This window comes from Micromonospora sp. KLBMP9576, assembly GCF_050941805.1.
GTDB lineage: Bacteria > Actinomycetota > Actinomycetes > Mycobacteriales > Micromonosporaceae > Micromonospora.
In genome coordinates this window covers 1071888-1098458 of record NZ_CP194567.1, presented here as the reverse complement: position 1 = coordinate 1098458, position 26571 = coordinate 1071888, and the positions used below count along the sequence as shown (strand labels likewise).

Genomic DNA, 26571 nt, shown 5'->3' with positions numbered 1-26571 from the left:
CCGCTCGGCCGTACGGTGATCTTCGCACCGCTCGGACGCCCGATCGCAAGCCGGATCAGAGCGACGTTCCGGTCCGACTTCGACCTTCTGAGTGTGCCGCGCTGCCTGGCTGTCGCCCTCCTCGTACTGCTGGAGGTGTTCATGGCCTGGCGCATCGGGCAGCAGGTCTTCGCCGGGCTGGACCCGAACTTCGTCCGCAACGCGTGGGGCGGTCCGTCATACCTCGGTGCGATGTTCTGCCACCACCTCGACGGGGCCCTGCTCTACCCGATCTGCCACGTCCTGCTCCGATGGATCACCGTTCCCGTCACGCCAGGACCGCCGCCGGCTGGTCGGATGGGGCTGACCTCGGCCTTTCACGAGCGAGCCCTTGCCAAGCCGATCGTGCAGCTCAGTGCGGGTGCGGCACCCTTCGGCATGACAGCCGTCACACAACCGGTCGGGCCGGGCCAGTAGGCCCCGTTCCGGTCGAACGGGGGGTCAAATGATCAAGGGCCTGCCCGCCACTAACGGCGGACAGGCCCTTGACCTGCTACTTCAGGGTGGAGCCGAGGGGACTCGAACCCCTGACCCCCACACTGCCAGTGTGGTGCGCTACCAGCTGCGCCACGGCCCCCTGCTGTCGTCCCCGGTCTCCCGGGCACGGAGAGAACTATACACAGCGCTCGCGGCATGGTCATCTCGCGGGGGTCCCGCCGCCAGCCGGCTCAGTTGAGCGCCACGTCCGGCGGAAAGTGCGCGACCGCCGCCATCATCCCGCCCTGACGGCGCAGCACCATCGGCCACAGGTCGTCCGGCCGGTCGACGAAGGCGTCGCCGGGCAGCGCGTCCAGCAGGAACCAGGAGCCGTCCTCGATCTCCTGCTCCAACTGCCCGGTGCCCCACCCCGAATAGCCGGCGAAGACCCGAATGCCGGTGATGCCCTCCCGCATCCGCCCCGGGTCGACGGAGAGGTCGAGGGTGCCGACCGCCCCGGAGACCTGGTGGAACCCTCTGATCCGCTGCACCGGGTGGCGCATCCGGGCCAGGCAGATCGCCGAGTCGGGCTGCACGGGCCCACCCTCGAAGAGCACGGCCGGGTCGCGGGCCAGGTCGCTCCAGTCGCCGAGCACGTCGGCGACCGGCACCTCGGTGGCCCGGTTCAGCACCACGCCGAGGGCGCCGCCGGGCTCGTGGGCCACCAGCAGCACCACCGTGCGGTCGAAGTTCGGGTCCTTCAGCGCCGGCGTCGCGACCAGCAGCCGTCCGGCCATCGACTCCGTCGCCCGCCCGCCGATCGCCCGCCCCTCTCCCTGCATGCCGGACACCCCGTCAGACCAACCGGATCGGGACGGCCTGGGACGTCGGGGTCATCCGCGCTGTCAACGCCATGCCTGGCACCATAGCCTGCCCCCCGGGCGGTGGCTAAGGTCTGACGGGCGGTTGATCGACGGACACGAGGGAGGATCGATGGGTCCCACGGCGGAACTCGCGGTGATCGGTGGCTCGGGGCTCTACGCGCTGCTGGACGGCGCCACCGAACACGAGGTGGAGACGCCGTACGGGCCGCCCTCCGACGCCGTCACCATCGCCGAGGTGGACGGCCGGCGGGTGGCGTTCCTGCCCCGCCACGGCCGCGACCACCGCCACCCGCCGCACCTGATCCCCTACCGGGCCAACCTCTGGGCGCTGCGTTCCCTCGGCGTACGCCAGGTGCTCGCCCCGTGCGCCGTGGGCGGCCTGCGGCCGGAGCTGGGTCCGGGCACCTTCGTGGTGCCGGACCAGCTGATCGACCGCACCAGCGGGCGGGCGCAGACCTACTACGACCGGGGCGCGGTGCACGTCTCCTTCGCCGACCCGTACTGCCCCGCCGGCCGGCGTACGCTGCTCGCCGCCGCGGCCCGCCGGGACGTGCCGGCGGTGGACGGCGGGACCATGGTGGTGGTCGAGGGCCCGCGCTTCTCCACCCGGGCCGAGTCACGCTGGTACGCCTCGATCGGCGGCACGGTGGTCAACATGACGGGTCATCCGGAGGCGGTGCTCGCCCGCGAGCTGGCCCTCTGCTATTCCTCGATCGCGCTGGTCACCGACCTGGACGCGGGCGTGGAGGGCGGCGAGGCGGTGACGCACGAGGAGGTGTTCCGGGTCTTCGGGGAGAACACCGACCGGCTGCGGGGCCTGCTGCTGGCGGCGGTCGCCGCGCTGCCGACCGAGCGGGACTGCCCCTGTGTACGCGCACTGGACGGCATCGCCCTGCCCTTCACCCTTCCCTGAGGCGCGAGGAGGGGCGCTCCCATCGCCCGGGGTGACGGAAGGGGCCCCGCCCCACTCGGGCGGCGCAAAAGGCCCGAGATGCCCGAGCCGCCCCGATAGGTTGGGAGCTGATGGCAACGGTCCGCGACACCACGTACGACCTGCTCCGTGCCCTCGGCCTGACCACCGTCTTCGGCAACCCGGGCTCCACCGAGGAGCCGTTCCTGCGGGACTTCCCGGACGACTTCCACTACGTGCTCGCCCTGCACGAGGCGTCGGCCGTCGGCATGGCGGACGGCTACGCGCAGGCCACGGGCCGGCCGGCGCACGTCAACCTGCACACCGCCCCCGGCACGGGAAACGGGATGGGCAACCTGGTCACCGCGTGGCACAACCGGACCCCGCTGATCGTCACGGCCGGTCAGCAGACCCGGGAGATGCTGCTGATGGAGCCCCGGCTGACCAGCCGGCGGGCCACCGAACTGCCCCAGCCGTACGTGAAGTGGAGCCACGAGCCGGTCCGCGCGCAGGACGTCCCGGCGGCGCTGATGCGGGCGTACGCGACGGCGGTCCAGCCCCCCGCCGGGCCGGTCTTCCTCTCCCTGCCCCTCGACGACTGGGCGCAGCCCGCCGACCCGCCGCCGCCGGTGCGGACGGTGGCCACCCGGTTCGCGCCCGACCCGGCCCGGCTACGCGAGTTCGCCGCCGTGCTGGCCGCCAGCCGCGCGCCCGCGCTGGTGCTCGGCGCGGCCGTGGACCGGGCCGACGGCTGGCCTGCGGCGGTGGCGTTGGCGCAGCGGCTCGCCGCGCCGGTCTGGTCGGCCCCCGCGCCCGAACGGGCCGTCTTCCCGGAGGACCACGCGCACTTCCGGGGGGTGCTCCCCTTCGCCATCGGGCCGCTCGCGGAGGCGCTGACCGGGCACGACACCGTGCTGGTCGTCGGGGCGCCGGTGTTCCGCTACTACCCGCACGTGCCGGGCGAGCACCTGCCCGCCGGCACCCGCCTGCTGCACGTCACCGACGACCCGGACGAGGCGGCCCGCGCTCCGGTGGGCGACAGCCTGCTCGGCGATGCTGGGCTGACCCTGGCCGCCCTCGTCGACCTGCTGCCGGCGGCGGACCGGCCGGCGCCACCGGCCCGCCCCGAGCCGCCGGCGCCGGCGGAGGGGCTGCCGCTGGCCCCGGACGCGCTCTTCGCGGCCCTGGCGCGGCACTGGCCCACCGACGGGATCCTGGTGCAGGAGTCGCCGTCCAACCTGCCGGCGCTACGCCGCCGGCTGCGCGCCACCCGCCCCGGCTCCTACTTCACGATGGCCAGCGGCGGTCTCGGGTACGGCCTGCCGGCGGCCGTCGGCATCGCGCTCGCGCAGCGCGACACCGGCCGCGGTCGGCCCGTGGTCGCGGTGATCGGGGACGGCTCGTTCCACTACTCGGTGCAGGCGCTGTGGACCGCCGCGCGGCTGCGCCTGCCGCTGGTCGTCGTGGTGCCGGTCAACCAGCAGTACGCAATCCTGAAGGCCTTCGCCGAGTTCAAGGAGACGCCGGGGGTGCCCGGGCTGGACCTGCCCGGGCTGGACATCACCGCCATCGCCCGCGGTTACGGCTGCGCCGCCACCGTCGCGCGGACCCCCGAGGAGTTCGGTGCTGCCCTGACCGCCGGGCTGCGCGCGGACGGCCCGACCGTGCTGCCGGTGCCGGTCAGCACCGAGGTGCCCCGCCTCCTCTGAGCCGCCGCCCGGTCAGCGCGCCGCGAGCCGCAGCGGCGCGCCGGTGAGCACGTCGAGGACCGGCCGGTCGCCCAGCGGCGCCTGCAGCGTGGCGCTGACCGGTTCGAGTTTCAGCATCGCGTTGCAGACGCCGGTGGCGGTGAGCACGCTGCCGCCGACCACCACCACATCGGCGAACTCCCGCACCAGCGGGGTGATGGCGGTGTCGCAGCTGCCCACGCCGAGCCGCCAGGTCAGCTCGGTGCCGTTCACGGACTGGACGTCCTGCGCGCCGACCATGCCCTCGGGCGCCGGGCCGGCCGGGGGCGTCGGCTCGGGCAGGTCGGTGACGGACTGCGGTGCCACGGCGATCCGAGCCACCGGCGCGGAGAGTTCCTCGACGGTGAACAGCCACGCCGGCACCGGGACCTCGCCCCGGCTGGTGCGCACCGGCGCGGTGCCCAGCTTCGCGGCCGTGACCGTCAGCGCGACGCAGGTGCTCTGCGGGGTGCTGCTCACCGGGCCGTCAGGCCCCGGCGCGATGGTGGGGCCACCGCCCGGCTTGGGACGGCCGGTGGGTCCCGGCAGGGCGGGGCCCGGCGGCCGGCCGGCGCAGGGCGGCGGGTCGCCCTGGTCGAGCTGCCCGTACGCGTCGGCGGCGCTGACCAGCGCGACGGTGAGCCGCGTACCGTCCGGGAACCGGATCGTGCCGTTGGCGGGTTTCGTGGCGGGCAGCTCGACCTGGTCGCGGTACCAGCCGCTGCGGAAGGCGGTCTCGGTCTCCCCGGTGAAACCCGGATTACCGAGGAGCACCGTGGCGTCCTGCAGCGGCACGTAGCCGGTGTTCCAGGTGGGCGCCGGAAGCCACGCCTCGGCCACCTCGGTGGCCCGCTGGGCGAAGGCGGCGTCGCGCGGGTCGGCGTTGCCCGGGCCGACGGCCGGGTCGCACCCCACGACGATCATCAACAGCGGAAGGCCCAGCAGGGCGGCGGTGCGGCGCATGCCGGTTGGACGCCAGCGCCCCCACGCCGGTTCCCGCGCTCAGGTCCTGCGCCCCGGATCCGTCTCGTGCTCCGGAGACGACGATGCGCCCCGGTCCGGTGGACCGGGGCGCATCGTCTGGTGGTGGAGGTGCCGGGAATCGAACCCGGGTCCTTCGCCGGTTTGTCAGGGCTTCTCCGAGCGCAGCTCGCTATGCCTCTACTCGGCCCCACCGCTCACGCGAGCAAGTTGGTGTGACGGGCCCAGTCGCTGATTAATCTCACCGCACGGACCCCGCGACCGGGTCCGGTTGGCCAGCCTTCTAACTGATGCCGGCTATTGGGACGAAGGCGTTCCCAGGCCGACAGACTCAGCTACTCGCCTCAGGCGGCGAGAGCGAAGTCAGCGCGATTGTTCTTGGCGCTTATAAGTTTCCGACGACCGATTCTCGAGACGACGTCGGCTTCCTCGGCTCGCTTCCCCTGTCGCTGCGTACGAAGTCGAAACCAGTCACCCCCTCGACAGGCCGCCGATGTGGCGGCACTGACAAGACTAACGCCTGCCGCAACGGGTTTCATCCCGAGGCCCGAGTCGGATGCGCCGACCCGGACATAAGCGGCATTTCAGTCATCCATCCCCTTGCCGCGCCGGCCGTGGGCCCGGGCGATCTCCCGGTCCGCGTCCCGCTTGGCGAGGTCCTGCCGCTTGTCGTACGACTTCTTGCCCTTGGCCAGGGCGATCTCCACCTTCGCCCAGCCGTCGGAGAAGTAGACCTGCAACGGCACCATGGTCAGGCCACCCTCGCGGGTCTTGCCGAGCAGCCGGTCGATCTCCGCCCGGTTGAGCAGCAGCTTGCGGGTCCGCCGGGGCTCGTGGTTGGTCCACGTGCCCTGCGTGTATTCCGGGATGTGCATCCCGTGCAGGTAGAGCTCGCCGCTGCGCTCCTGCGCGAACGCGTCGACAAGCGACGCGCGGCCGGCCCGCAACGACTTGACCTCGGTGCCGGTCAACGCCATGCCCGCCTCGTAGGTGTCGAGGATCGCGTAGTCGTGCCGGGCCTTCTTGTTGGAGGCGACGACCTTGCGTCCCTTTTCCCGTGGCATCGGCGCCACCCCCTTTCCGGTGATCCGCCCCCGACCGTCACCGGCCGTGGGCGGGGATCATGCTACCCGAACGACAAGGACCCTCCCGCACCGTTTGTTCCCGGCGCGGAAGGGCCCTGTCGTCGTCGCGTACGGGCGTCAGACCCGCAGGTAGAAACGGAGCGTGACCCAGGCGGTGGCGGCGCTGACCAGGCCACCGATGCCGGCCATCAGCGGGAACACCACCATGATGTCGCCCCAGCTGATCGGCGAGAGCAGACCCTGCAACGCCTGGAGCGACCCGTCGAACAGCAGGTACTTCGCCGCGACCAGGGCCACCAGGCCGAGCAGCGAGCCGATCAGGCCGGCGACCACGGCCTCCAGCACGAACGGCGCCTGGATGAACCAGTTCGAGGCGCCGACCAGCTTCATGACCGCGACCTCACGCCGCTTGCTGTACGCGGCCACCTGGATCGTGTTGGCGACCAGCAGCAGCGCCGCGATGGCCATCACGACGGCGGCGGCCAGGGCGATGTTCTGGATCGAGGTGAGGATGTCGAAGATCTTGTCGAGCAACCGGCTCTGGTCGACGATCTCGTCGACGCCCTCGACGTCCTTGTACTGGTCGTAGATGTTCTTGTACTGCTCCGGGTTGTTCAGCGTCAGCCGGAACGACTCGGGCAGGCTGTCCGCCTTGACCGCGCTGAGCAGGTCGGGGGCGTCCTGGAACATCTCCTGGAAGCGCTTGTACGCCTCCTCCTTGTCGACGTAGACGACCTCCTTGACCAGCGGGTCGCCCTCCAGCTGGGCGTTCAGGCCCTCACGCTGCGCCGGGGCGACCTCCTGGGTGAGGAAGATCGAAACCTCGATGTTCTTGTAGTAGAGGTCCTTCATGTCGTCGACCTGGCGGTACATGAGACCGCTGGCGCCGAGCATGGTCAGCGAGACCGCCATCGTGATGATCATCGCGATGGTCATGGTCACGTTGCGCCACAGTCCGACCAGTACCTCGGACAGGACGTATTTCACGCGCATCGGGATTTCCTCCGGATCTCCGGCATGAGGTGTTCGTCGTCAGGCTGCGCAGGGGTGGCGTCGGCTCAGCCGTAGACGCCGCGGGCCTGGTCGCGCACGATGCGACCGCTCTCGATCTCGATGACCCGACGGCGCATCTGGTTCACGATGTTGGAGTCGTGCGTGACCATCACGACGGTCGTGCCGGTGCGGTTGATCCGGTCCAGTAGGCGCATGATCTCGATCGAGGTGTCCGGGTCCAGGTTTCCGGTCGGCTCGTCCGCCAGCAGGATCAGCGGGCGATTCACGAACGCCCGGGCGACGGCGACCCGCTGCTGCTCACCACCGGAGAGCTCGTGCGGGTAGCGGTGCTCCTTGCCACCGAGCCCCACCAGCTCCAGAACCTCCGGCACGACCCGGCGGGCGACCGCCTTGGTCTTGCCGATCACCTCGAGGGCGAACGCGACGTTCTCGTAGGCGGTGCGGTTCGGCAGCAGCCGGAAGTCCTGGAACACGCAGCCGATGGAACGCCGGAAGTGGGGTCGCTTCCAGGAACGCATCGACGTGACGTCCTTGCTGTTCACGACGACCCGCCCCTTGTTGGGGGCGACCTCGTGCAGCAGCAACTTGATGATGGTGGACTTGCCGGAGCCGGATGGACCGATGAAGAAGACGAACTCGCCCTTCTCGATCGAGACGGACACGTTGTCGAGCGAAGGCCGGGACGCCTTCGGGTACGTCTTCGTCACTTGCTCAAGCTGAATCACGGGTGGTGAGTCTACGCGGTGTAACGGGGGAGCCAAGCCCCACGCCCCACCGTTGCGAGGCGAGTCATCGAAATCGGGCGTACCGGAAGATCGATGAAGCGCTCCGACCACAATCGATCACGCAGCGTCGCCGGCAAGCTGGCGCTGCTTGCGCCACCGGATACCCGCCTGGAGGAACTTGTCCAGGTCCCCATCGAAGACCGCCGTCGGGTTGCCCGTCTCCTGCTCGGTCCGAAGGTCCTTCACCATCTGGTACGGGTGCAGCACGTACGAGCGCATCTGGTCGCCCCACGAGCCGGCGGCGTCCGTCTTGAGGCCCTGCATCTTGGCCTGCTCCTCCTGCCGCTTGCGCTCCAGCAGCCGGGCCTGGAGCACCCGCAGGGCGGACGCCTTGTTCTGCAACTGCGACTTCTCGTTCTGGCAGGTCACCACGATGCCCGTCGGGATGTGCGTGAGCCGCACGGCCGAGTCGGTGGTGTTGACGCTCTGCCCACCCGGACCCGACGAGCGGTAGACGTCGACCCGCATCTCGTTCTCGGGGATCTCGATGCTGTCGGTCTGCTCCACCACCGGCAGGACCTCGACGCCGGCGAAGCTGGTCTGCCGCCGACCCTGGTTGTCGAAGGGGCTGATCCGGACCAGCCGGTGCGTGCCCGACTCGACACTGAGCGTGCCGTACGCGTAGGGCACCTTGACCGTGAAGGTCGCCGACTTGAGGCCCGCCTCCTCGGCGTAGGAGGTCTCGTAGACCTCCGTCGGGTAGCCGTGCCGCTCCGCCCACCGCAGGTACATCCGCAGCAGCATCTCGGCGAAGTCCGCCGCGTCCACACCGCCGGCGCCGGCCCGGATGGCGACAAGCGCCTCCCGGGAGTCGTACTCGCCGGAGAGCAGGGTGCGGACCTCCATCTCCTCGATGGCCTTGCCCAGACCGGCGATCTCCGTCTCGACCTCGGCGAGCACCCCCGGGTCGGACTCGGCCTCCGCCAGCTCCAGCAGCACCTTGGCGTCGTCGAGCCCCGAGCGGAGGCTGCCGAGCTTGCTGATCTCCCCGTTGACGTACGACAACTGCGAGGTCACCTGCTGCGCCTTCGCCTGGTCGTCCCACAGGTCGGGCGCGGAGGCCTCCTGCTCCAGGCGGTCCTTGTCCGCGTGCAGCCGGTCGATGTCGAGCACCGCCTCGATGTTGCGCAGGGTGGTGTCAAGGGCCTTGAGCTGTTCGGCGTAATCGGCAGCGGTCACGACAGACAAGGGTACTGCTCGTCCGGGACATGAGCTTGCGAGCCCCGCAGTCACGAGCCGAAAAGATGCCGCCCGCGCGAGGAGGGGGCGTCGCCGCCACGCGCGCAGCGGACGTGCGAGCGCCCCGAAGCCGGTACGGGGACGTGCCGACGGGCCCGCTGCCGACCGGCGGGAGGGCCCCGCTGAGCGGGCAGGGCAGCGCGCGGCGGGAGGGCAGCGTCAGGCGGGGAGGTCGGCGCTCAGCCGACCGGGGCGCTCTTCAGCCAGGACAGGGCGGCCTTGTGGTAGGCGACGGCGAACTCCAGCGCGCTGGCGTCGTACGTCTCGCCTTCCTTCTTGGCGTTCTTGACCTGCTCGCGGACCTTGGCCAGGGCCTCCGTGTGGTATTCGTTGGCGGAGGCCTGCAGGTTCTTGAGCTGGCTGGCCGAGTGCAGCTCGCCGAAGGCGATCCGCAGGGCGATCGGGTTACGGATGGTGTCCCGCCCCGGATCCTCCGCCAGCCAGCGCGAGAATGTCCGTTTTCCCGCCGCCGTGAGTGCGTACGGCTGACTGGAGCGCGGCCCGGGCTTGCCCATCCGGACGAAACCGCGCTCGGCCAGCACCGGTAGCTCCCGGTAGACCTGACTGCGGGTCATCGACCAGTACGGCGCCAGTCGGCGCTCGGCGGCGGCCATCAACTGGCCACCTGTCATGGGACCCTCGTGGAGCAGCCCGAGCAGGGCCGCCGCCGTGGGGTTCACTCCGGATTCCGCCATGCCCCTTACGCTGCCACTTTGCCGACCCGGCGTCCAGGATTTGGCGTTTTCGCCACCCGGTCGGCTTCCTATGTGCACTGTCGGCGCGAGACAGTGCGGCGCCGGACGGTCCGCCGAGGAGTCCCGACGGCCGGCGCGGCGGCCCGACCCCGACCGGAGGGGCCGCCCGATTCCGGCCGGCGCGGCTGCCCGCCCCCCGGCCGGCGCGGGCACGGGGAAGGGCCCCCGCCCATCGCCTTCGCCACGGGAAGAGGCCCTTCTCAGCGCTCAGCCCATGTGCGGGTAGGTGTGGTCGGTGGGCGGGACGAAGGTTTCCTTGATCGTCCGGGGCGACGTCCACCGGACGAGGTTGTGCCAGGAGCCCGCCTTGTCGTTGGTGCCGCTGGCCCGGGCGCCGCCGAAGGGCTGCTGCCCGACCACCGCACCGGTCGGCTTGTCGTTGATGTAGAAGTTGCCGGCGGCGTAGCGCATCCGCTCGGCCACCGCCTCGACCACCCGGCGGTCCGTCGCGAAGATCGCCCCGGTCAGGGCGTACGGCGCGATCGACTCGGCCTGGCCGACCACGTCGTCGAAGCGGCCGTCGTCGAAGACGTGCACGCCGAGGATCGGGCCGAAGTACTCCGTGGTGAACGTCTCGTGCGCCGCGTCGGTGCACTCGAAGAGCGTCGGCCGGACGAAGTACCCGACGGAGTCGTCGGCGGTGCCGCCCGCGAGGACCCGGCAGGTGTCGTCGCCGGCGATCAGCTCCAGCGCGGCCGTGTGCCGGTCGAACGCCCTGGCGTCGATGACCGCGCCGCCGAAGTTGCCGAAGTCGGTGACGTCGCCGTAGGTGAGGGACTCCGCGGTGGCGGCCAGCCGGTCGCGCAGCCCGCCATCCCAGAGCGAACGCGGGACGTACGCCCGGGACGCCGCCGAGCACTTCTGGCCCTGGTATTCGTAGGCACCACGGATCAGCGCGGTGTGCAGGGCGTCCACGTCGGCGCTGGGGTGCGCGACGACGAAGTCCTTACCGCCGGTCTCGCCGACCAGCCGGGGATATCCCCGGTAACGGGAGATGTTCTCGCCGACGGTGCGCCAGAGCTGCTGGAAGACCTTGGTGGAGCCGGTGAAGTGGATGCCGGCGAGGTCCGCGTCGGCGAGCACCACGTCGGAGACCTCCTCGCCCCGGCCGGTGACCATGTTGATCACACCGGGGGGCAGGCCGGCCGCCTCGAACAGGCGCATCGTGAAGTGCGCGGCGAACTGCTGGGTCGGCCCCGGCTTCCAGACCACGGTGTTGCCGAGCAGGGCCGGCGCCGAGGGCAGGTTGCCGGCGATGGCCGTGAAGTTGAACGGGGTGACCGCGTAGACGAAGCCCTCCAGCGGGCGGTGGTCGAGGCGGTTCCACACCCCGGGCGACGAGATCGGCTGCTCCTGCAGCAGGTTCCGTGCGAAGTGCACGTTGAACCGGAGGAAGTCAATGAACTCGCAGGCCGCGTCGATCTCGGCCTGGATCGCGGTCTTCGACTGGCCCAGCATGGTGGCGGCGTTCAGCGTGTCCCGCCAGGGGCCGGCGAGCAGTTCGGCGGCGCGCAGGAAGATCGCGGCCCGCTCCTCGAACGGCAGCGCCCGCCACATCGGAGCGGCGTCCTTGGCGGCCTTCACGGCGGCGCGGGCGTCGTCGTGGGTGGCGTGCGCCGTGACGCCGAGCACGTGCGCGTGCCGGTGCGGCTGCACCACGTCGATCGACTCGCCGCCGGCCATCCGCCGCTCGCCGGCAATGGTCATCGGCAGGTCGATCCGCTCGGCGGCCAACTCGGTCAGCCGCCGCTGGAGCCGATCCCGGTCGGCGCTACCCGGCTCGTAGTTGCGCACCGGCTCGTTGCGCGGCTCGGGTACGGAGAACACGGCGTCCATGAGGGCTCCTGGGCGATCTCGTCGGCGGTGGCGAAACCGGACCCGCAGGCACCAGCCGGACGACCGGACGCCGGACGCCACGCTGGGTTGACCGGTCGCGGCGGCGGGACCTGCCCCGATTCTTCCACGCCCCACCTGCGCCCACGCCGGCCCACACCCTCCCTCCGGACGAGACTCCCCGTCGGCCCGCTGGCTGCGCCGGTGCTGCCAGGCCGGCTGCGCCCGTGCTGCCGAGCCGACTTCGTCGGCCGAACCGCGCTCGGTGTGACCGGCGCGGCTCCCAGCCCGCACGGAAGCAGCACGGAAGCAGGCCCGTTGGCCGACAGGCCGGAGGGGTCGAAGTGCGCGGGGCAGGTAGCGGGGGTTCAGGTGACGGGGGGCCGGGTGGCGGACGCGTACCCTGGGTGGCCGGTGAACTGCCCGCCCACCGGGGCCGGGCGTCCCTCGGAGGGAAGACGATGACCAAGCAGCCCGGCAGCTCCGCAGCCGCCGAGTCGGACCGGTCGGCACCGGCCGCTGACGCGATCGCCGCCCGGGGGCAGGGCCCGGGTGGCGACACCGGTGCCGGGGCCGCGCACGCGGCCGGCCACCACGGGGCCACTCCGACACTCGCACCAGGGACGCAGGCGGCCACGAACGAGACCGACACGGCCTCGCACGAAACCGACACCGTCGCGGACGGGACCGACACCGTCGCGGACGAAATCGACACGGCCACTGACGGGACCGGCACCGTCGCGCCGGGGGCCTCGATGATCGCGCCCGGGACGCCGGTGCTCGCGTTCCTGGCGCTCGGGTGGCTGGTCGCGATGCTCTGGTCGACCCGCGAGGCGATCAGCTCGGCGGCGGCTGGGCTCACCGCCATCAGCCTCTCCGCGTTCGCCCTGCCGGGGGTGATCTCGGCCGCGCTGGTCGCTGGCGCCGCCTTCGCCCTCTTCGGCGTCGACCTGCTGGCCCGAGGGGGCAGCGAACGCCTCACCCTGCGCTTCGTGGCGGCGATCGGCAGCGGGCTGCTGATCGGGCTTGCCGCCGCCTTCGCGATCAATCTGACGTACGCCGACAACGCGACCACGAACGTGATCGCCGGCACCACCGCCGCCGCCGCGACGATCGGCGGGGCCATCGCCGGGGCCAGGCGGGGACCCGTGGTCGGGGCCGTGCTGGCCGCCGCCCTCGGCACGCTGATCTTCGTGGTGGCCTTCAGCCTGGCCCGCGACCCGCTCTTCGACCTGTTCGGCGGCGACGGTACGCAGGAGTCGCTGCTCAGCGCGGCGAAGTGGGTGTCGCGCACCGAGTCGCTGCTCGCCGGGCTGCTGGCCGGGCTACTCGCCTTCGGGTACCTGACCCTGGCCCGCCGTCGGGCCGTCCGGCAGGACGCGGCGGCGGCCACCCCGCGCTGGCCCGCCTACCTGCTGGCCGGGGCCGGGCCCGGCCTGCTGTTGCTGCTCGCCGAGGTGATCATCCGGGTCGGCGGGCGGTCCCTGCTCGACCTGGCCGGGGCACTGAGCGAGGCGGACGCGGTGGCACAGACGTCGCTGGGCACCTCGCGCATCGACAACGGCATCTGGGTGCTCTTCGTCGGCGCGCTGACCGCGATGATCGCCTTCGGCCGCACCCTGGGACCGGCCCACGCCGACGGCGGCGTCGAACCGGACGAGGTGGTCGCCGCCCGCTGACCCCGACCCGGGCCGGATCGCGGAAGCCGGGTCAGGAGGTGGCGCGCAGCAGCAGGTCCAGCTCGGTGGCGTCGTACCACTCCAGTTCGTGGTCCTCGGCACCGTCGACCGTGAACTGGGCGTCCGGGTCGCCGGCCAGCGCCTCGGTGACCACCCGCACGGCGGCGGCGACGTCGTCGACCGCGTCGGCGCCGTCGACGTGGACCGCCGCGACGGCCCCGATCGGAACGGGGTCGCTCAGCTCGACCACGGTGGAGCCCAGTTCCCCGTCGCCCCGGCCCACCGCCGAGGCGGGCAGGTCCACCGACACGACGACCCGGCGGCGGGGCGCGTCGGGGTCGGCCTCAAGCAGTTGCAACGCGTCCTGGGCGGCCCGGGTGAAGGCGACGTACTCGAGTTCCTCCTCGTCGCCCTCGGCGTACCACTCGCGCAGCGTAGGGGTCACCGCGTGGGCGGCGGCCACCGGCAGCCCGGGACCGCGCAGCAGGGTCAGCATCGGGACGGTCGCCGGCACGTACACCCGGACAGGCTCCTCGGTCACCGGTCGTCTCCCCCGCTCAGCTCCTGTGCCGGCCGACGCCGGTCCCGCAGATCATGCCCTACGTCGTGTTCGTACTGCCCCGCGCACCGGGTGGGGAGGGCGGGTTCCGCCGGGTGTTCCCCGGGCGGAAGGTTCCCGGGCGTGCTGCGGCGCCTGGGCGATGTCGGCGGTCGGTGGCAAACTAAGCCAAACGACGCCAACCCCGGGGGTTTTCGTGGAGCCGAGGTTCCTGCTGCTCTCCGACGTGGCCACCGAGCTGAACGTGTCGGATTCGCAGGTCTACCACATGGTACGCAGCGGCGAACTGCCCGCGATCAAGATCGGTGGACGCGGTCAGTGGCGCGTGGAGCGCGCCCGGCTGGAGGAGTACATCGCGCTCAAGTACGCCGAAACGGCCGAGTGGGTGCGGGGCAACCCGCTGGCCGACCGCGACCCGGAGTGACCGCACCGATCCGCACGGGCATTGACCGCGGGCTCTGTCGTCCCCAAGAATGGAGCAGTCGCAGGCAAACGAAAGCAAACGCAAGATCATGGGAGGTTCCCCGGATGACCGACCCCCGCCGCCCAGGGCCGGCTCGGCCTCCCGTCCGGCTGCGTCCCGCCCCCTCGTTCGAGCCGCCGTTCTCCGACGACGACGCCGCCCACTGGCCGGCCGCCGGCCACGCCCAACTCGTCCTGAACCTGTTCGAGCCGGCCCGGCGCGAGCCCGATCGCCCGCCCGCCCGACGGCAGCGACAGGCGTCGACCGGCCCCCGCCGTCGCCCCGCCGCCCCACTGCCCCCGGACGCGCTGGTGACGGCCACCCCCGAGGCGAGCAGAGCCGCGCACCGCTTCGTCTGCACCTGCCTGGAGGTGCTCAACGGCTACCGCCCGCCCGGGCAGCTCCGGCCGCTGCTCGACCCGCCCCGGGCGGCCGGGCTGCTACCCGAGCTGGCCCGCGCCACCGCCCGCTGCGCACCGGCCCGCCGCCGGTCACCCCGGCCGGTCGTACGGCTGCTCCGGCTGCGGGTCTGCGAGCCGCGCGCCGCCGCCGTCGAGGCGGCTGCCGTGCTGACCGGCGCGGGCGGGCGGACGTGGGCGATGGCGCTGCGCCTGGAACACCGCCGGGGCGGTTGGCTCTGCACCGCCCTCCAGGTGCTCTGAAACGGCAGCGAGCCGCGGTCGGTGAGGACCGCGGCTCGACTGCTCCGGCGGGCGGGCGCCCGCTCAACCACCTGTCACGCGTCGCCGTTGGGCGAGCCGTGACACCGCTTGTACTTCCGGCCGGACCCGCACGGGCACGGCGCGTTGCGGGACGGGCCGTTGCCGGCCTCCCCCTGGCCCTGCGGCGACCGCCGGGCGGTGCCGGCCGGGACGGTCGGGCCGCGCGAGCCCGTCGCCGGGCGCTGCGGTGACGCCGGGGCGGTCGTTCCCGGCGCGGCCGGGGCCGCCGGCGCGGGACGGCCGATGCCGAGCGCCGGCGCCTGCTCCTCGACGCGCTCGACGGCCACCGCGCCGGCACCCGCCTCACCGTCGATCGTCGGCGCGGAATATTGCAGCCCCTGCTGCTGTGGTGCCCGGCCCAGGCCCTTGGCCCTGATCTCGACCGGCTTGTCGAGCAGCTGAACCTCCTCGGCCTCGGGCTCCGGCTCGTTGACCTGAACCTCGAGGTTGAAGAGGAAGCCGACCGTCTCCTCCTTGATGCCGTCCATCATGGTGGCGAACATGTCGAAGCCCTCGCGCTGGTATTCCACCACCGGGTCGCGCTGGGCGTACGCCCGCAGGCTGATGCCCTCCTGGAGGTAGTCCATCTCGTAGAGGTGCTCGCGCCACTTGCGGTCGATGACCTGGAGCAGCACCATCCGCTCGAGCTGGCGGGTGCCCTCCTCGCCGAGCTGCTCCTCGCGCCGGTCGTACGCGGCGTTCGCGTCCTCCTTGAGACGGGAGAGCAGGAAGTCCGCGTCCATGCCGGAGCGGGAGCCGCCGGCCTCCTCCTCCAGCTCCTCGATGGTCACGCTCACCGGGAAGAGCTGCTTGAGGTTGGTCCAGAGCTGCTCCAGCTCCCAGTCCTCGCCGTAGCCGTCGGCCGTGGCACCCCGCACGTACGCCTCGACGACGTCGTCGATCATGTTGCGGACCTGGTCGGAGAGGTCCTCGCCGTTGAGCACCCGCAGGCGCTCGGCGTAGATCACCTGGCGCTGCTTGTTGAGCACCTCGTCGTACTTCAGGACGTTCTTACGGATCTCGGCGTTCTGGCCCTCGATCTGGGCCTGTGCGCCCTTGATCTGCCGGGTGACCATCTTCGACTCGATGGGCACGTCCTCCGGGATGTTGAAGCGGTCCATGACCGCCTCGACCGCGCCGGAGCGGAAACGCTTCATCAACTCGTCCTGCAGGGAGAGGTAGAAGCGGGACTCGCCCGGGTCACCCTGCCGGCCCGACCGACCGCGTAGCTGGTTGTCGATGCGGCGCGACTCGTGCCGCTCGGTGCCCAGCACGTAGAGGCCGCCGGCCTCGGCGACCTCCTCCGCCTCGGCGTCGCAGGCCTGCTTCCACTGGGGCAGGACCTCCTCCATCGCCTTGGCGTACTCTTCCTCGTTCTCGATCGGGTCGAGGCCGCGCTGCCGCAGCTCGTTGGCGGCGAGGAACTCGGGGTTTCCGCCGAGCAGGATGTCGGTGCCACGGCCGGCCATGTTGGTGGCGACGGTGACGGCGCCCTTGCGCCCGGCCTGGGCGACGATCTCTGCCTCGCGGGCGTGGAACTTGGCGTTCAGCACGGAGTGCGGGATGCCGCGCCGCCGCAGCAACTGGGAGATGATCTCGGAATTCTCCACCGAGACCGTGCCGACGAGCACCGGCTGGCCCAGCGCGTGCCGCTCGGCGATATCCTCCACCACGGCGTTGAACTTGGCCTTCTCGGTCTTGTAGATCACGTCCGGCCGGTCCTGCCGCACCATCGGGCGGTGGGTCGGGATGGTCACCACGCCGACCTTGTAGACCTTGTTGAACTCGCCCGCCTCGGTCTGGGCCGTGCCGGTCATGCCGGAGAGCTTCTCGTAGAGGCGGAAGTAGTTCTGCAGGGTGATGGTGGCCAGGGTCTGGTTCTCCTGCTTGATCTCCACCCCCTCCTTGGCCTCGATCGCCTGGTGCATGCCCTCGTTGTAGCGGCGGCCGTGCAGGATGCGGCCGGTGAACTCGTCGACGATGAGGACCTCGCCGTCACTGACGATGTAGTCCTTGTCGCGCTTGTAGAGCTCCTTGGCCTTGATGGCGTTGTTGAGGTAACCCACCAGCGGGGTGTTGACCGACTCGTAGAGGTTGTCGATGCCGAGCCGGTCCTCGACCTTGGCCACGCCGCGCTCGGTCACCGCGATGGTGCGCTTGGCGTAGTCGACCTCGTAGTCGCCCTCGCCGTCCTTGCCGGGCTGGAGCCGGGCCACCACGCCCGCGAACTCGCCGTACCAGCGGGCGGAGTGCTCGGCCGGGCCGGAGATGATCAGCGGCGTGCGGGCCTCGTCGATCAGGATCGAGTCGACCTCGTCGACCACGGCGAAGTTGTGGCCGCGCTGCACCAGCTCGTCCTTCGACCAGGCCATGTTGTCGCGCAGGTAGTCGAAGCCGAACTCGTTGTTGGTGCCGTAGGTGATGTCGCACTCGTAGGCCGCGCGGTGCTCGCTGGCCGGCCGGTTGGGCAGCACCACGCCGACGGTGAGGCCGAGGAAGTTGTGCACCTGGCCCATCCAGGCGGCGTCGCGCGGGGCCAGGTAGTCGTTGACCGTGATGACGTGCACGCCCTTGCCGGAGAGCGCGTTGAGATAGACCGGCATGACCGAGGTCAGGGTCTTGCCCTCACCGGTCTTCATCTCGGCGATGTTGCCGAAGTGCAGCGCCGCGCCGCCCATCACCTGCACGTCGTAGGGGCGCTGGCCGAGCACCCGGGCGGACGCCTCCCGGCACACCGCGAAGGCCTCCGGCAGCAGGTCGTCGAGGGTCTCCCCGTCGGCGAGCCGCTCCTTGAACTGGTCGGTCATCCCACGCAGCTCGTCGTCGGTGAGGTTGACGTAGTCGTCCTCGATCGAGTTGACGGCGGCCGCGATGGCCTTGAGCCGGCGCACCATACGGCCCTCGCCCGCGCGAAGGACCTTTTCCAGAATCGACACGGATCAACGCTCCCCTAGACAGTCTGGAACCATCGTAGGCGCTCCATCGGCGCGATGGTCACTGGTGGCGGCCCCCCGAGCCGGCGAAACCGACATAACGCGCTCGACTTGCTCCGCCGCGCCGAAATCCGGTTACGCCGTGCGCGAACGGTCCGGCACGATGGCTCGGGTGGAACCTGTGGAGATCAACGAGGACGGCCTGCTGCTACGGCCCTGGCGGGCGACCGACGCCGACGCGGTGCACCGGGCCTGCCAGGACCCGGACATCCAGCGCTGGACCACCGTACCGCGCCCGTACCTGGCCGAACACGCGCACCGCTTCGTCACCGCGACCGCCCCGGCCGACTGGGCGACGGGCGCCGGGACGCCCTTCGCCGTCTGTGACGCCGCCACGGGCGAGCTGCTCGGCTCCTGCGGGCTCGTCTCGATCGACGCGGGGCTGCGCTCCGGCGAGATCGGCTACTGGACCGCACCCTGGGCCCGGGGCGCGGGCGTGGCCGTCCGGGCCACCCGGGCCGTCGCACGCTGGGCGTTCGACGCGCTGGAGCTGCGCCGGCTGATCTGGCAGGCCGAGGTCGGCAACCACGCCTCCCGCCTGGTGGCGCTCCGGGCGGGCTTCCGCGTCGAGGGGCGGCTGCGCCTCGCCGACCCCGCCCCGGGCGGCAGCGCCGACGGCTGGATCGGCTCGCTGCTCCCCGGCGAGGTGCCCGACCCCGGGGCGGACGGGCCGGCCGGTCCGGGCACCCTGGAGGCGCTGCGCGCCGCCGTCTTCGGCCGCCCCCAACCCGTCCTCTTCGCCACCGCCGGCGCCACCGAGCTACGGCTGCGCCCGATGGAGGAGCGCGACCTCGACGCGATCGTCGACACCTGCCGGGAGGCGGAGACCATCCGCTGGACCACCGTGCCCGACCCGTACGAGCGCACGGACGCCGAGTCGTACCTGGACTACACCCGGGGCAACTGGGCCGGCGGCACCGCCGCCTGCTTCGTGATCGCCGACGCCGACGACCGGTACGTCGGGACGGTCGACCTGCGGCTCTGCGCCGCCGACCCGCTCCTCGGCGACGTGGGCTTCATGACCGCCCCGCACGCCCGGGGGCGCGGCTTCATGCCGGCCGCGCTGGCCGCGCTCAGCGCCTGGGGCTTCACGACGCTGGGCCTGGCCCGGGTCGAGTGGAAGGCCAACGCCGGCAACACCGCGTCCCGCCGGGTCGCCGAGAAGGCCGGCTTCACGGTCGAGGGCACCGCCCGGGGCGGGCTCACCCACCGGGGCGAGCGGGTGGACGTCTGGATCGGCGCGCTGCTCCCCGGGGACCTGGCGTGACGCCCGAGGTGATCGAGGCCCACGGGGTGCGGCTGCGGCAGGTCGCGCCCACCGACGTCGCGGACCTCACCGCCGGCTGCGGCGACCCGGTCAACCTGCGGTTCAACCCCGGCATGCCACAGCCGTACACCGAGGCCGACGCCCGCTGGTGGATCACCGAGGGCTCCCCGGCGGCCTGGGCTGCCGGCGGGGCCGCGTACACCATCGCCGACCCGACCACCGACCGGCTGATCGGCGGCGCGGGCATCGGCCAGGTCGTGGCCGCGCGCCGGCAGGCGGAGATGGGCTACTGGGTCGCGCCGTGGGCGCGGCGGCGCGGGGTCGCCACCGCCGCCCTGCGGGCCCTGGCCGACTCCGCGCTGCGCAACGGGATCCACCGGCTGGAACTGATGACCCACGCCGAGAACCCGGCCAGCCAGCGGGTGGCGCTCGCCGCCGGCTTCCGCCACGAGGGGGTACGCCGGCAGGCTGGCCAGCTCCGCGGCGGCGGCCGGGCCGACCTGCTGGCCTGGGTACGCCTCGCCGACGACCCGCCCGGCCCCGCTCCCCGGCTCCTGCCCGACCTGCCCGACGGCGGGCTCACCGACGGTGTGGTGACCCTGCGCCGGCTCGGCCCGGACGACGCCGAGGTGATGTACCGCCTGCACAGCCGGCCGGAGGTGGTGGCGAACCAGGCCCCGCCGGTGCCGCCGGCCCGGGCGGGCGTCGAAGAGCGCTGCCTGCTGGCGGAGAGCGCATGGCTGACCGGCACCATCGCCCGCCTGCTGATCCTCGACGCGGTCACCGGCGAGCCGGCGGGCAGCTGCGGGCTGAGCATCTCCGACGCGGCGGCCGGCGAGGGGTCGATCGGCTACGCGCTCCTGCCGCACCAGCGGGGACGCGGCCTGGCCACCCGGGCGGTACGGCTCCTCGCCGGCTGGGCGTTCGGCCCGGCCGGGCTCGCCCGGCTGGCCGCCGGCACCGTGCCCGCCAACACCGCCTCGCACGGGGTGCTGGAGCGGGTGGGCTTCCGCCGGGAGGGCCTGCTGCGGGGTCGGCTGCCGGGGCTGGCCGACGCCCGGCTCGACGACCTGGTCTTCGGGCTGCTCCCCGACGAACTCCGCTGACGGGGGCCGTGGTGGCGGGGTGGGCCGCCACCACGGCCCCGGCGGATCAGACGGCGAGGGAGATGATTCCGTAGTCGTAGGCGTGCCGCCGGTAGACGACGCTGGGGCGGCCGGACTCCTTGTCCTGGAACAGGTAGAAGTCGTGGCCGACGAGCTCCATCTGGAACAGTGCGTCGTCGACGGTCATCGGCGCGGCGGGGTGCACCTTCTCCCGCGCGATGTGCCAGGGCTGGTCGCTCTCCTCCTCCTCGACCCGCTCGGCGACGGCGGTGGCCGTGCCGGAGCGGGCACCGGCGGGGGACCCGCCCAGCGGCCCGTCGAGGTCGGCGACCGGCAGGCCGGCGGTGGCGGCGGCGACGGAGATCGGCGCGTGCCGGCCCCGGTGGACGCGGCGGCGGTCGGCCGCCCGGCGCAACCGGGTGTCCAGCTTGGCGATGGCCGCGTCGAGCGCGCTGTAGAAGTCGTTCGTGCATGCCTCCGCCCGGATCACCGGGCCCCGCGAGACGCAGGTGATCTCGACGCGCTGGCAGTGCTCCGCCTGGCGCGGATTGCGCTCGTGAAAAAGCTCTACATCGACACGGATAAGTTTATGGTCGTAGCGTTCGATCTTCGCGAGTTTGTCCGCCACGTGCGCCCGGTAATGATCCGGCACTTCGACGTTACGGCCCTTGACCACGATGTCCATGTGACCTCCCTAGTTCGGATGGTCGTTCGTTCCGGCATCCGGTCGCACCCCTGGGGAAGGTCCCGCTCGGCGTCGACCGGTCGATAAACGGCTACGCCTCCTCTCACCGCCGGGGGTGGGTGGGAAAGCTCCTACCCCCGACACCAAAACGCTAACTCCTGTGCGCACGACAGTCACCCCCGGCCGGCGGGACGGGCGACAATTTTTCACCGCCGACACCTGAACGGGTGACCCGGAAACACGAACCCGTTACCGGACGTGCCGTTTCTCCGTCGCGGCGAGCACCGCGGCGACCGCCGGTGGCAGCCCGCCCACGGTCAGTGCCCGGCCCACCGCCGAAAGCGTGGCCCCGGTGGTGAGGATGTCGTCGAGCACCACCACCGCCGTCGCCGGGTCGGGCGGGCCCGCGAGCCGCGGGCGGATCCGGAAGGCGGACTCGGCCGCCGCCGCCCGACCGGCGCTGTCCAGCGTCACCGAATCGGGGCGGGGCAGGGCCCGCAGCGGCCGACGGACCCGCACCTGCCAACCCGCCCGGCGCAGCCGGTCCGCGCAGTGCCGGGTCAGCCGGCCCAGATGGTCGCCGTAGCGGGCACGGGCCGCCGCCGCGGTGTCCGGCACCGGCACCAGCGTCACCGGACGGACCCCGCCCACCGCCGCCGCCACCACCTCGGCGAGCAGCGCCCCCAGCGGCCGGGCCAGGCCGTGCCGACCGTGGTCCTTGTACGCCAGCAGCGCCTCCCGCAACGGGCCGGCGTACGGGCCCAGTGCGACGCAGGGCGGCAGGCCGGGCGGGGCGGGAGTGGGGCGTACCGCCCGGGGCCGCAGCCCGCCCAGCGCCGCCACGCACTCCGGGCAGACGCCGTGCCGCAAACCCGGCCGCCGTTCCCGGCAGCCGGCACAGTCCACGGGCAGCACCAGGTCGGTGAGGTCCGCCCAGAGCCCGCCGAGGTCGCGCACGGGAATCAGTAGAGGAAGAACGGTGCGGTCGGGTTGCCGGCGCCGCCCCCGGCCGGCGGCGGGTTGACCTCCTGCACCCGTTCGGGCTGGATCCGCTCGAACGGGCCGCTGCGGTACGCCACCCCGTTCGCCTCGTACATCGCGGCGCCGAGGTGCCCCACCGCGTTCGCCGGGTACGCCACGAGGTGGGTCACCCGGGCGCCGATCTTGTCTTCCAGCCGGCTCTCCCGGGCGCCGTCCACGCTGACCTCGTAGACCGCCGGCCGGCCGGCAACGCCCGCGAGGATCAGCGTGTTCTCGCCGTACCAGTCGACGGCCGACAGGCTGGTCAGCCGGGTGTGCAGCCGCCGGGCCGGGCCGAGGGTGACCCCCGCGCCGTCGGGGCTGAGCGCCGCTACGTAGAGCGCGGCCCCGGCGATGACGGCGATCCGGTGGCCGTCCAGGGAGGCCGCCACCGCGGTCACCGCGCCCGGCACACCCAGCGACACCGGGGAGAGCTGCGCCTGGGCGTCGAAGCGGTACAGGCCCCCGTCGGCGACCACCAGCCCGGCCGGCTGCCCCCGGTACGTCGAGCGCAGCCAGACGGGCCGGCCGACGGCGGCGTAGCTCTTGGCGCTGCGGGTGAACACGCTCACCGGATCGGTGCCGGTGCCGACCGACAGCCGCTGGCGGCCGGCGTCGGTGACCACCAGCGCCGCCAGGATCTGCTGGTCGGCGCGACTGATGCCGGCGGACACGACGTTGCGGTTCATCTTGGCGTCGACGGGTGCCGGGCCGCTCGGCTCGCCAGCGTAGGCCAGCGGGTGGACGCTGCCCTCGTAGACGCAGAACCGCTGGAAGTTCTCCGGGATCTGGTGCACCGGGCTGTCCTGGCGGCGCCGGTTGAGGTCGGGGATGAACTCCTGGGACTGGTTGCGGATCTTGATGTCGAGAGGGCCGTCGAGATCCGACAGCGACCAGGCGAGCTGGGTGCCGAACTGCTCCAGCCGGGCCCTGTCCTCCGGCATCTCCAGGTCGACCTCCCAGCGGCCGTCCGTCCGGGTGGCGTTGTTGATCAGCCGGGTGCTGTCCGGCAGCAGGCTGACCCCGGGGCGCAGCCAGGCCGAGGGACCGGCGGTCAGCCACTTGACCACCTCGCTGACGCGCCGCTCGTCCGGCACGGCGAGGGGCAGGTAGCGCTGGTCGGGGACGAGCCTGGTCCGGTCGTTGTTCCAGAAGTAGATCGTCCGGCTCTGGTAGTACGTCTCCAGCGCCTCGACGCTGAGCAGCAGCGCCGTCGGCGGGCTGACCACGTACAGCCCGTCGTCCCGGCGGCCCTCCTGCCCGGGCTGGCTGCTCAGCTCGAAGGTGTACGTCGTCGTGCTCGTCTCCGGCGGGGCCAGCGTGCCGTCGGTGCGCAACTGCCCGACCTGCTGCACGTTGAGCGTGACCACCGTCCGGTCGGGGGCGTCCACGATCACCGGGTCCTCGGTGAGCCGGACGACGGCCAGCGTGACCTCGCTGCCCTGCTTCACCTGGAGGCGGTCGCGGTCGCCCGGCGCGATGAACTGCCGGACCCGGTGGTAGGCCCGGTCCGGCTCGCCGGCCGCGGCGGAGAGGAAGTTCCTGACGAACTGCTCGGCGTCGGCGTCGCCCGCCGTCCGGCTCGGCGGCTCGCCCCGGCTGCCGCTGGTCGAGCCGCCCTCCGCCGCCGGCCCCGGCCCCTCCACCCGGACCTCGGTGTTCTCCGGGATGCCGCAACCGGCCGCGCCGGCCAGCAGCAGCGCGCCGCCGAGCAGGCCGGAGATGAGCCGACGCCTCACGAGGTCACCTCCGGGTGCCCTCCGGCGCGCGGTCCCACCGCCACCGCGCCGTCGGCTCCCGGGCCGATCGCGAGCGCGCCCCCGCTGCCGGGGCCGATCGCGAGCAGCCCGCCGGCCCGGGGGCCGCCGAAGGGCAGCGCCGCGTCCGCCGGCACCAGCCGCAGCGGCGAGGTGGTCAGCCGGTCGCCGGACCGTGACGGCAGGGTGAGCCGGAACTGGGCGCCCTGCCCGGGGGCGCCCCACGCCTCCAGCCAACCGCCGTGCAGCCGGGCGTCCTCCAGGCTGATCGACAGCCCGAGCCCGGTGCCGCCGGTCTGCCGGGCCCGCGACGGGTCGGCCCGCCAGAAGCGGTTGAACACCAGTCTCTCCTCGCCCGGTTTGAGGCCCACCCCGTGGTCGCGCACGGTGATCGCCACCGCCGTGTCGTCCGCCCCGAGGGTGATCAGCACCGGCTTGGCCTCGCCGTGCTCGACGGCGTTGCCGACCAGGTTGCGCAGCACCCGCTCGACCCGCCGGGGATCCACCTCGGCGATCACCGGGGAGCCGGGGACGTCCAGCTCGATGGCCACCCCGACGCGCTCGGCCAGGCCGGCCAGCCGGTCGGCCACCCGGTGCACGACCGGCACCAGGTCGGTCGGCTCGGAGTCCAGCATGGCGAAGCCGGCGTCGAAGCGGCTGATCTCCAGCAGGTCGGTCAGCAGTTCCTCGAAGCGGTCCAGCTCGGCCTGGAGCAGCTCCGCGCTGCGCGCCACCGCCGGCTCGAACTCGTCGCGTTCGGCGAAGATCAGGTCGGCGGCCATCCGGACCGTGGTCAGCGGGGTGCGCAGCTCGTGGGAGACGTCGGAGGTGAAGCGGCGTTGCAGCCGGGACATCTCCTCCAACCGCAGGATCTGCCGCTGCAGGTTGGTCGCCATCTGGTTGAACGACGCGGCGAGCAGGGCGAGATCATCCTCGCCGTCGACCACCATCCGCTGGTCGAGCAGCCCGGCGGAGAGCCGTTGGGCGGTGCGGGCGGCCACCCGCACCGGGGTCACCACCAGCCGGGTGACCAGGCCGGCGAGCAGGGCGAGCAGCAGCACCAGGGCGGCCCCGGTGGCCGCCACGGTGGCCCGGGCGTCGGCGGCCGTGGCGTCCTGCCGGGTCAGCGGCACGAGATAATAGAGCTCCACCTGGCCGAAGCCGGTGGGCACGGGTGAGCCGTAGACGAGGTACTTGGTGCGTTCCTCGCCGAGCCGCCCGGTGCGGATCTGGCTCGCGACCCGGCCCCCGGCAACCGTGTCGCGCAGCTCCCCGCTGATCAGCGGCCGGACGTTGACCGCGGGCGAGGACCGGGGCTGGATGTCCCCGGTGTGGTTGTCGGCCGTGAGCGCCACGATCACGCCGGTGATCTGCTGCGGGTCGCCGCCGGCCAGATAGTTGACCGTGCCGTCGATGGTCTCCTGGAGCTGCGTCGCCTGCGGCTGGTTGTAGAGGGCGAACTGCTTCGTCGCGTATGCCACGCCGCTGTCCAGCCGCACCCGCACGTCGGTCTCGGCGTTGTCCACCAGGATGCCGGTGATCTTGTCGGCGATCAGGTAGGCGAAGCCGCCCACCAACAGGCTGGACGCGACCAGCGTGATGGTCACCACCCGGAGCTGGAGGGACCGCCGCCAGGTCTGACGCGCCCCGGCGAACAGGCGCGCGGCCCGGCCGCTCGCGCCACGCCACAGCTCCCGCACGGCGACGCCCCGGTGCGGAGCTGCCGGCGCGGGATCCGGTGTCGGGGAGGTGGCCACAGTGTGCCCAGGCTATCCGGTGCCCGCCTTGTAGCCCACGCCCCGCACGGTGAGGATGATTTCCGGCCGCTCCGGATCCGGCTCGATCTTGGCCCGCAGCCGCTGCACGTGCACGTTGACCAGCCGGGTGTCCGCCGCGTGCCGGTAGCCCCAGACCTGTTCCAGCAGCACCTCGCGGGTGAACACCTGCCGCGGCTTGCGGGCGAGGGCGACCAGCAGGTCGAACTCCAGCGGCGTCAGCTTCACCTCCTCGCCGTCGCGGCTGACGGTGTGCGCCGGCACGTCGATGGTGATCTGGTTGCCGGGCGGCCCGATGGTCAACATCTCGGGCGCGACGTCCTCGCCGCGGCGCAGCCGCGCCCGCATCCGGGCGACCAGCTCCTTGGGCTTGAACGGCTTGACCACGTAGTCGTCGGCCCCGGACTCCAGGCCAAGGACCACGTCGACGGTGTCGCTCTTGGCGGTCAGCATGACGATCGGCACGCCCGACTCGGTCCGGATCGACCGCGCCACGTCGATGCCGCTCATGCCGGGAAGCATGAGGTCGAGCAGGACTATGTCGGGACGGTTCTCACGGAACGCCGCCAGCGCCCGCTCCCCGTCCGCGACGAAGGAGGGTAGGAACCCCTCGCTGCGCAGGACGATGCCGAGCATCTCGGCGAGCGCAGGGTCGTCGTCGACAACCAGTACCCGGGCTCTCATGGAGTTAATGTTCCCATCCCCTTCAGTTCGGTGGGAACCGCGTCACCCGGCACGGTACTGCCGTGGGACGTCGCCGCCCAGCAACCGGTGCCCGGCGTCGCCCCCCACGTGCGGGTCCACCCGACCGGAGCGGGCGTGTCACCATGATCCCCGCGCGCGCCGTCCCGCGCCACCGCCGCCCGCCCCAGGAGT

At 72.5% G+C, this 26571-nt stretch carries 23 protein-coding genes, 1 tRNA gene and 1 other RNA gene; 8 read left to right on the top strand and 17 right to left on the bottom strand.

Annotated features, from left to right (window positions below; translation table 11 throughout):
- The first annotated feature begins 93 nt into the window (after positions 1–93).
- Complete coding sequence (locus ACQ452_RS05165; RefSeq protein ID WP_433390342.1) at positions 94–456, top strand: hypothetical protein; 363 nt, start codon at positions 94–96, stop codon at positions 454–456.
- Positions 457–543: 87 nt separating this feature from the next.
- On the opposite strand, the gene ACQ452_RS05160 is transcribed toward ACQ452_RS05165, so the two are convergent.
- Together ACQ452_RS05160 and ACQ452_RS05155 are read right to left on the bottom strand one after the other, a co-directional pair.
- Positions 544–616: transfer RNA gene (locus tag ACQ452_RS05160), tRNA-Ala, on the bottom strand.
- Positions 617–707: 91 nt separating this feature from the next.
- Positions 708–1298 carry a YqgE/AlgH family protein gene (locus ACQ452_RS05155; RefSeq protein ID WP_433390339.1) on the bottom strand — a complete coding sequence of 197 codons (591 nt, stop codon included), beginning with the start codon at positions 1296–1298 and terminating at the stop codon, positions 708–710.
- A gap of 151 nt (positions 1299–1449) precedes the next feature.
- Here ACQ452_RS05155 and ACQ452_RS05150 point away from each other — a divergent pair, with 151 nt between their 5' ends.
- Positions 1450–2253 (top strand): S-methyl-5'-thioadenosine phosphorylase, encoded by an 804-nt coding sequence (locus tag ACQ452_RS05150; protein WP_433390338.1) that lies wholly within the window; start codon positions 1450–1452, stop codon positions 2251–2253.
- Between the two features lie 110 nt (positions 2254–2363).
- Positions 2364–3959 carry a benzoylformate decarboxylase gene (gene mdlC / locus ACQ452_RS05145; protein ID WP_433390336.1) on the top strand — a complete coding sequence of 532 codons (1596 nt, stop codon included), beginning with the start codon at positions 2364–2366 and terminating at the stop codon, positions 3957–3959.
- 12 nt (positions 3960–3971) lie between these two features.
- Here the strand turns inward: mdlC and ACQ452_RS05140 are convergent, their stop codons facing one another.
- The 8 genes from ACQ452_RS05140 to pruA all read right to left on the bottom strand — a co-directional run bounded on the left by ACQ452_RS05140 (position 3972) and on the right by pruA (position 11672).
- On the bottom strand, positions 3972–4940 hold the full coding sequence (locus ACQ452_RS05140; RefSeq protein WP_433390334.1) for a hypothetical protein: 969 nt from the start codon (positions 4938–4940) through the stop codon (positions 3972–3974).
- Positions 4941–5061: 121 nt separating this feature from the next.
- Positions 5062–5437, bottom strand: a transfer-messenger RNA (tmRNA) gene (gene ssrA, locus ACQ452_RS05135).
- A gap of 105 nt (positions 5438–5542) precedes the next feature.
- Positions 5543–6022 carry an SsrA-binding protein SmpB gene (gene smpB / locus ACQ452_RS05130; protein ID WP_433390331.1) on the bottom strand — a complete coding sequence of 160 codons (480 nt, stop codon included), beginning with the start codon at positions 6020–6022 and terminating at the stop codon, positions 5543–5545.
- A 138-nt stretch (positions 6023–6160) separates the two neighbouring features.
- The gene (ftsX, locus tag ACQ452_RS05125) at positions 6161–7036 is read right to left on the bottom strand and encodes a permease-like cell division protein FtsX (protein ID WP_433390329.1); all 876 of its coding nucleotides are present in this window, start codon (positions 7034–7036) and stop codon (positions 6161–6163) included.
- A gap of 65 nt (positions 7037–7101) precedes the next feature.
- Positions 7102–7782, bottom strand: a complete 681-nt coding sequence (gene ftsE / locus ACQ452_RS05120; RefSeq protein ID WP_091622236.1) for a cell division ATP-binding protein FtsE — start codon at positions 7780–7782, stop codon at positions 7102–7104.
- 117 nt (positions 7783–7899) lie between these two features.
- Positions 7900–9021 carry a peptide chain release factor 2 gene (gene prfB, locus ACQ452_RS05115; protein WP_433390326.1) on the bottom strand — a complete coding sequence of 374 codons (1122 nt, stop codon included), beginning with the start codon at positions 9019–9021 and terminating at the stop codon, positions 7900–7902.
- 239 nt (positions 9022–9260) lie between these two features.
- Positions 9261–9776 (bottom strand): PadR family transcriptional regulator, encoded by a 516-nt coding sequence (locus tag ACQ452_RS05110; protein WP_433390324.1) that lies wholly within the window; start codon positions 9774–9776, stop codon positions 9261–9263.
- Positions 9777–10043: 267 nt separating this feature from the next.
- Positions 10044–11672, bottom strand: coding sequence for an L-glutamate gamma-semialdehyde dehydrogenase (gene pruA / locus ACQ452_RS05105; protein WP_433390322.1), 1629 nt, complete (start codon positions 11670–11672; stop codon positions 10044–10046).
- A gap of 458 nt (positions 11673–12130) precedes the next feature.
- On the opposite strand from pruA, the gene ACQ452_RS05100 reads away from it, so the two are divergent.
- Entirely contained in the window at positions 12131–13348 is a 1218-nt protein-coding gene (locus ACQ452_RS05100) for a hypothetical protein (RefSeq protein WP_433390320.1), read from the top strand.
- Positions 13349–13379: 31 nt separating this feature from the next.
- Here the strand turns inward: ACQ452_RS05100 and ACQ452_RS05095 are convergent, their stop codons facing one another.
- The gene (locus ACQ452_RS05095) at positions 13380–13889 is read right to left on the bottom strand and encodes a DUF6912 family protein (protein ID WP_433390319.1); all 510 of its coding nucleotides are present in this window, start codon (positions 13887–13889) and stop codon (positions 13380–13382) included.
- 214 nt (positions 13890–14103) lie between these two features.
- Here ACQ452_RS05095 and ACQ452_RS05090 point away from each other — a divergent pair, with 214 nt between their 5' ends.
- Complete coding sequence (locus ACQ452_RS05090) at positions 14104–14331, top strand: helix-turn-helix domain-containing protein (RefSeq protein ID WP_433390316.1); 228 nt, start codon at positions 14104–14106, stop codon at positions 14329–14331.
- 104 nt (positions 14332–14435) lie between these two features.
- The gene (locus ACQ452_RS05085; protein WP_433390314.1) at positions 14436–15032 is read left to right on the top strand and encodes an Rv3235 family protein; all 597 of its coding nucleotides are present in this window, start codon (positions 14436–14438) and stop codon (positions 15030–15032) included.
- Between the two features lie 74 nt (positions 15033–15106).
- On the opposite strand, the gene secA is transcribed toward ACQ452_RS05085, so the two are convergent.
- The gene (gene secA / locus ACQ452_RS05080; RefSeq protein WP_433390311.1) at positions 15107–18028 is read right to left on the bottom strand and encodes a preprotein translocase subunit SecA; all 2922 of its coding nucleotides are present in this window, start codon (positions 18026–18028) and stop codon (positions 15107–15109) included.
- A 160-nt stretch (positions 18029–18188) separates the two neighbouring features.
- On the opposite strand from secA, the gene ACQ452_RS05075 reads away from it, so the two are divergent.
- Together ACQ452_RS05075 and ACQ452_RS05070 are read left to right on the top strand one after the other, a co-directional pair.
- Complete coding sequence (locus tag ACQ452_RS05075; protein WP_433390308.1) at positions 18189–19352, top strand: GNAT family N-acetyltransferase; 1164 nt, start codon at positions 18189–18191, stop codon at positions 19350–19352.
- Positions 19349–20458: a GNAT family N-acetyltransferase gene (locus ACQ452_RS05070; protein ID WP_433390305.1), complete on the top strand. Its 1110-nt coding sequence runs from the start codon at positions 19349–19351 to the stop codon at positions 20456–20458. Before ACQ452_RS05075 ends, ACQ452_RS05070 begins: the two co-directional genes overlap by 4 nt.
- Positions 20459–20504: 46 nt before the next feature.
- Here the strand turns inward: ACQ452_RS05070 and hpf are convergent, their stop codons facing one another.
- From hpf to mtrA, 5 genes are all read right to left on the bottom strand, one after another.
- Positions 20505–21143, bottom strand: coding sequence for a ribosome hibernation-promoting factor, HPF/YfiA family (gene hpf, locus ACQ452_RS05065; RefSeq protein WP_433390302.1), 639 nt, complete (start codon positions 21141–21143; stop codon positions 20505–20507).
- 249 nt (positions 21144–21392) lie between these two features.
- On the bottom strand, positions 21393–22058 hold the full coding sequence (locus ACQ452_RS05060; protein ID WP_433393989.1) for a ComF family protein: 666 nt from the start codon (positions 22056–22058) through the stop codon (positions 21393–21395).
- 47 nt (positions 22059–22105) lie between these two features.
- Positions 22106–23902 (bottom strand): LpqB family beta-propeller domain-containing protein, encoded by a 1797-nt coding sequence (locus tag ACQ452_RS05055; protein WP_433390300.1) that lies wholly within the window; start codon positions 23900–23902, stop codon positions 22106–22108.
- Positions 23899–25677 (bottom strand): MtrAB system histidine kinase MtrB, encoded by a 1779-nt coding sequence (gene mtrB / locus ACQ452_RS05050; RefSeq protein WP_433390297.1) that lies wholly within the window; start codon positions 25675–25677, stop codon positions 23899–23901. The genes ACQ452_RS05055 and mtrB overlap by 4 nt, the downstream gene beginning before the upstream one ends.
- 12 nt (positions 25678–25689) lie before the next feature.
- Positions 25690–26379, bottom strand: coding sequence for an MtrAB system response regulator MtrA (mtrA, locus tag ACQ452_RS05045; protein ID WP_433390295.1), 690 nt, complete (start codon positions 26377–26379; stop codon positions 25690–25692).
- Between the last annotated feature and the right edge of the window lie 192 nt (positions 26380–26571).

What these genes read in the sequence shown, in the direction of transcription:
- ACQ452_RS05110 (WP_433390324.1), bottom strand. Translation starts at nt 9,776, where the DNA reads ATGGCGGAATCCGGAGTGAACCCCACGGCGGCGGCCCTGCTCGGGCTG.
- ftsX (WP_433390329.1), bottom strand. Translation starts at nt 7,036, where the DNA reads ATGCGCGTGAAATACGTCCTGTCCGAGGTACTGGTCGGACTGTGGCGC.
- ACQ452_RS05140 (WP_433390334.1), bottom strand. Translation starts at nt 4,940, where the DNA reads ATGCGCCGCACCGCCGCCCTGCTGGGCCTTCCGCTGTTGATGATCGTC.
- ACQ452_RS05155 (WP_433390339.1), bottom strand. Translation starts at nt 1,298, where the DNA reads ATGCAGGGAGAGGGGCGGGCGATCGGCGGGCGGGCGACGGAGTCGATG.
- ACQ452_RS05150 (WP_433390338.1), top strand. Translation starts at nt 1,450, where the DNA reads ATGGGTCCCACGGCGGAACTCGCGGTGATCGGTGGCTCGGGGCTCTAC.
- mtrA (WP_433390295.1), bottom strand. Translation starts at nt 26,379, where the DNA reads ATGAGAGCCCGGGTACTGGTTGTCGACGACGACCCTGCGCTCGCCGAG.
- hpf (WP_433390302.1), bottom strand. Translation starts at nt 21,143, where the DNA reads ATGGACATCGTGGTCAAGGGCCGTAACGTCGAAGTGCCGGATCATTAC.
- smpB (WP_433390331.1), bottom strand. Translation starts at nt 6,022, where the DNA reads ATGCCACGGGAAAAGGGACGCAAGGTCGTCGCCTCCAACAAGAAGGCC.
- mdlC (WP_433390336.1), top strand. Translation starts at nt 2,364, where the DNA reads ATGGCAACGGTCCGCGACACCACGTACGACCTGCTCCGTGCCCTCGGC.
- ACQ452_RS05075 (WP_433390308.1), top strand. Translation starts at nt 18,189, where the DNA reads ATGGCTCGGGTGGAACCTGTGGAGATCAACGAGGACGGCCTGCTGCTA.
- ACQ452_RS05085 (WP_433390314.1), top strand. Translation starts at nt 14,436, where the DNA reads ATGACCGACCCCCGCCGCCCAGGGCCGGCTCGGCCTCCCGTCCGGCTG.
- pruA (WP_433390322.1), bottom strand. Translation starts at nt 11,672, where the DNA reads ATGGACGCCGTGTTCTCCGTACCCGAGCCGCGCAACGAGCCGGTGCGC.
- ACQ452_RS05100 (WP_433390320.1), top strand. Translation starts at nt 12,131, where the DNA reads ATGACCAAGCAGCCCGGCAGCTCCGCAGCCGCCGAGTCGGACCGGTCG.